Here is a 4,800-nt window from a genome sequence, read left to right as displayed (position 1 = left end):
CGCTCGCCGCCGCCGACCCCGGCCACCCCGACGAACCCGCCGACTGGCCCGCGTACGCCGCGCTGCTGCCGCACCTGCTGCCCTCCGGCGCGCTGGAGGCCGACCCCGCACAGACCGCGCGTCCGGTACTGAACTGCCTGCGCTACGCCTACCTCGCGGGCGTCCAGGACACCGGCCTGGCCCTCGTCCGGCGCGCGGACCGCACCTGGCGGCGGCTCCTGCCCGAGGACCACCCGCGCCGCCTGGACCTGCTGCACGAGCACACCAACCTGCTGCGCGCCGCCGGACAGTACGCGGCCTGCGAGGAACTGGACCGAGCCGCGCTGGAGCGGCTGCTCGGCCGGGGCTCCACCCCGGACGCCGACATCCTGCGCGCCGCCACCGGCCTCGCCGCCGACCTGCGTGGCCTCGCCCGCCTCCAGGAAGCCCTGGAACTCTCCCGGTACGTGCTCGACGGCAGCCGGCAGACCTTCGGCGCGGGCGACGCCCGTACCCTCGCCGCGCAGAACAACACCGCGGTCTCCCTGCGGCTGCTCGGCGCCTACGACGAGGCCCTGGAGCTGGACCTGCGTACCCTGCGGGCGCGCCGCCGGGTCCTGCCGCCCGGCCACCCCTGGACGCTCTACTCCGAGCTGCACTACGCCACCGACCTGCGGCTCACCGGCCGCGTCGAGGCGGCGCTGGAGCTCCAGGAGCGGACCGTGCGCAGCCACCACCGCGTCCTGGGCGCCGACCACCCCCAGTCGTTGCGCGCCGGACACGGCCTCGCGCTCTGCCGCCGGGCCGCCGGGCAGGGGGAGCGGGCCCGGCAGGGCATGGAGCGGCTGCTGGAGCGGGCGGTGCGGCTGCTCGGCCGCCGGAACCCGCTCACCCTGATGACCGCCGCCGGCTTCGGCTGCCTGGAGCGCGAGTCCGGCGACCCGGAGCGGGCCCTGGCCACGGCCGAGCTCACGTACACGGCCTACCGCGAGCTGCTCGGACCCGCCCACCCGTACACCGTCGGCAGCGACGCCAATCACGCGCTGGCGCTGCTCGCGGCCGGCGACCGCGCGGCGGCCCTGGGCTCCCTCGGCCGCGCGCTGCCCGCCATGGAGGCGGCGGTCGGCCCGAGCCACCCGTGGACGCTGGACCTGGCCCACAACACCCGCTCCACCGAGGCCGACCTGCCGCCGTACCAGCTCCGCGACTTCGAGCCGCTGACGATCTGAGGACAGCAGAAGGGCGGGGCCCCACCGGAGTGATCCGGTGGAGCCCCGCCCTTTCAGGTGTCGCGGCGCCGGTGGCTCAGGCGTCGAACGCCTCCGCGATGAGCTGGGCCTGCTCGGCCTGGTGGCGCTTGGCGGAGCCGACGGCCGGCGACGAGGAGTGCGGCCGCGAGATGCGGCGCAGACGCTCGCCGTGCGGGATGTCGGCGCCGACCGCCAGGTCCAGGTGGTCGATCAGGTTCAGGCCGAGGAACGGCCAGGCGCCCTGATTGGCGGGCTCCTCCTGGACCCACAGGAACTTGCCGGCGTTCGGGAACTTGGCGATCTCCGCCTGGAGCTCCTTGCCCGGCAGCGGGTACAGCCGCTCGATGCGGACGATCGCGACGTCGTTCGCACCGCGCTTCTGCCGCTCCGCCTCAAGGTCGTAGTAGACCTTGCCGGAGCAGAAGAGCACCTTGCGGACCGCGTTCGGGTCGACCGAACCGTCGCCGATCACCGGGCGGAAGCCGCCGGTGGTGAACTCCTCCGTCTTCGACGCCGCGGCCTTCAGACGCAGCATCGACTTCGGGGTGAAGACGACCAGCGGCTTGTGGTGCGGGTTGTGCACCTGCCAGCGCAGCAGGTGGAAGTAGTTGGAGGGGAGCGTCGGCATCGCGACGGTCATGTTGTTCTGCGCGCACAGCTGGAGGAAGCGCTCGATGCGGGCCGAGGAGTGGTCCGGGCCCTGGCCCTCGTAGCCGTGCGGCAGGAGCAGCGTGACGCCGGAGGTCTGGCCCCACTTCTGCTCGGCCGAGGAGATGAACTCGTCGACGACGGTCTGCGCGCCGTTGACGAAGTCACCGAACTGCGCCTCCCACATCACCAGGGACTCGGGACGGGCCAGCGAGTAGCCGTACTCGAAGCCCATCGCCGCGTACTCGGAGAGCAGCGAGTCGTACACGTTGAACCGCGCCTGGTCCTCGGAGAGGTACAGCAGCGGCGTGTAGTCGTTGCCGGTCTCGCGGTCGATGAGGACCGCGTGGCGCTGGCCGAAGGTGCCGCGGCGGGAGTCCTGGCCGGCGAGCCGGACCGGGGTGCCCTCCATCAGCAGCGAGCCGAAGGCCAGGGTCTCGCCCATGCCCCAGTCGATCGTGCCGTCCTCGACCATGGCCGCGCGGCGCTGCAGCTGGGGCAGCAGGCGCGGGTGGACGGTGACCCGGTCGGGGATGTTGACCTGGGACTCGGCGATCCGCTTGACGACCTCCTGGGAGACCGCGGTGTCCACGTGGACCGGGAACTCGGCCTGCGGCTGCGGGACCTCGGGCGCCATCGGCGTCGTGGTGGCCTCGCGGACCTCCGTGAAGACCTTCTCCAGCTGGCCCTGGAAGTCCTGCAGCGCCTGCTCGGCCTCCTCCAGCGTGATGTCGCCGCGACCGATGAGGGACTCGGTGTAGAGCTTGCGCACCGATCGCTTCTTGTCGATCAGGTCGTACATCAGCGGCTGCGTGAAGGCCGGGTTGTCCGACTCGTTGTGGCCGCGGCGGCGGTAGCAGATCAGGTCGATGACGACGTCCTTGTTGAACGCCTGGCGGAACTCGAAGGCGAGGCGCGCGACGCGCACCACGGCCTCCGGGTCGTCACCGTTCACGTGGAAGATCGGCGCCTCGATCATGCGGGCCACGTCCGTGGCGTACATGGAGGAGCGGGCCGACTCCGGCGCGGCGGTGAAGCCGACCTGGTTGTTGATGACGATGTGGACCGTGCCGCCGGTGCGGTAGCCCCGCAGCTGCGACATGTTCAGCGTCTCGGCGACCACACCCTGGCCCGCGAAGGCCGCGTCACCGTGCAGCTGGACGGGGAGGACCGTGAAGTCCGTGCCGCCCTTGCCGATGATGTCCTGCTTGGCGCGGGAGATGCCCTCGACGATCGGGTCGACCGCTTCGAGGTGCGAGGGGTTGGCGGCCAGCGAGACCTTGATCTGCTCGCCGTCGAGACCCGTGAAGGTGCCCTCGGCGCCCAGGTGGTACTTCACGTCGCCGGAGCCGTGCATCGACTTCGGGTCGAGGTTGCCCTCGAACTCGCGGAAGATCTGCGCGTAGGACTTGCCGACGATGTTGGCGAGGACGTTCAGCCGGCCGCGGTGGGCCATGCCGATGACGACCTCGTCCAGCCGCGACTCGGCCGCGGAGTCGATGACCGCGTCCAGCATCGGGATGACGGACTCGCCGCCCTCCAGCGAGAAGCGCTTCTGGCCGACGTACTTCGTCTGCAGGAAGGTCTCGAACGCCTCGGCGGAGTTCAGGCGGCGCAGGATGCGCAGCTGCTCCTCGCGCTCCGGCGGGGTGTGCGGGCGCTCCAGGCGGTCCTGCAGCCACTTGCGCTGCTTGGGGTCCTGGATGTGCATGTACTCGATGCCGGTGGTGCGGCAGTACGAGTCGCGCAGCACGCCGAGGATGTCGCGGAGCTTCATCATCGACTTGCCGGAGAAGCCGCCGACCGCGAACTCCCGCTCCAGGTCCCAGAGCGTGAGGCCGTGCTCGGTGATGTCCAGGTCGGGGTGCTTGCGCTGGCGGTACTCCAGCGGGTCGGTGTCGGCCATGACGTGGCCGCGCACCCGGTAGGCGTGGATCAGGTCGAAGACCCGGGCCGCCTTGGTGACGTCGTCGTCGTGGCTGACGTCGATGTCCTTCAGCCAGCGGACCGGCTCGTACGGAATCCGCAGCGACTTGAAGATGTCGTCGAAGAAGTCGTTCTCGCCGAGCAGCAGCTGGCTCATGATGCGCAGGAACTCGCCGGAGGCGGCGCCCTGGATCACACGGTGGTCGTATGTGCTGGTCAGCGTCATGACCTTGGAGACGCCCAGCTTGTTCAGGGTGTCCTGCGAGGTGCCCTGGAACTCCGCGGGGTACTCCATGGCGCCGACGCCGATGATGAGGCCCTGGCCGGGCATCAGGCGCGGCACGGAGTGCACGGTGCCGATGCCGCCGGGGTTCGTCAGCGACGCGGTGACGCCGGTGAAGTCCTCCATCGTCAGCTTGCCGACCCGGGCGCGGCGGACGATGTCCTCGTACGCCTGCCAGAACTCGAAGAAGGTCAGGGTCTCTGCCTTCTTGATGGCCGCGACGACGAGCTGGCGGTCACCGTTGGGCTTCACCAGGTCGATGGCGAGGCCGAGGTTGATGTGGTCCGGCTTGACCAGGGTGGGCTTGCCGTCCTTCTCGGTGAACGAGTAGTTCATCGAGGGCATCGCCTTGAGCGCCTGCACCATGGCGTACCCGATGAGGTGGGTGAAGGAGACCTTCCCACCGCGGGCGCGCTTGAGGTGGTTGTTCATGACGATGCGGTTGTCGAACAGCAGCTTCACGGGAACGGCGCGCACGGACGTGGCCGTGGGCAGCTCCAGCGAGGCGTTCATGTTCTTCGCCACGGCGGCGGAGGGGCCACGCAGGGTGACGTACTCCGGGCCTGCGGGCGCCTCGGCGGCGGGCTTGGCGTCCGCCTTCGGAGCGGCCTTGGCAGCGGGCTTCGCCTCGGCCTTGGCCGGTGCGGCCTTGGCAGGTGCGGGCTGAGCTGCGGCGGGCTTCGCGGCAGGTGCCGCGGGCTGCGCCGGGGCGGC

General features: G+C 70.9%; 2 protein-coding genes. One reads left to right on the top strand and one right to left on the bottom strand.

What is annotated here, in order from left to right; all coding sequences use genetic code 11:
- The coding region (gene fxsT, locus ABT381_RS35095; RefSeq protein ID WP_351601962.1) for an FxSxx-COOH system tetratricopeptide repeat protein at positions 1-1,208 on the top strand (1,208 nt) is incomplete at its 5' end.
- Between the two features lie 76 nt (positions 1,209-1,284).
- Here fxsT and ABT381_RS35090 read toward each other — a convergent pair.
- A partial coding sequence (locus tag ABT381_RS35090; protein ID WP_351601959.1) for a multifunctional oxoglutarate decarboxylase/oxoglutarate dehydrogenase thiamine pyrophosphate-binding subunit/dihydrolipoyllysine-residue succinyltransferase subunit occupies positions 1,285-4,800 on the bottom strand: 3,516 nt, incomplete at its 5' end.

Origin of the sequence: Streptomyces sp. NPDC000151 (assembly GCF_040301705.1) — a bacterium.
Classification (GTDB): Bacteria; Actinomycetota; Actinomycetes; order Streptomycetales; family Streptomycetaceae; genus Streptomyces.
This window is presented reverse-complemented; position numbering and strand designations above follow the sequence as displayed.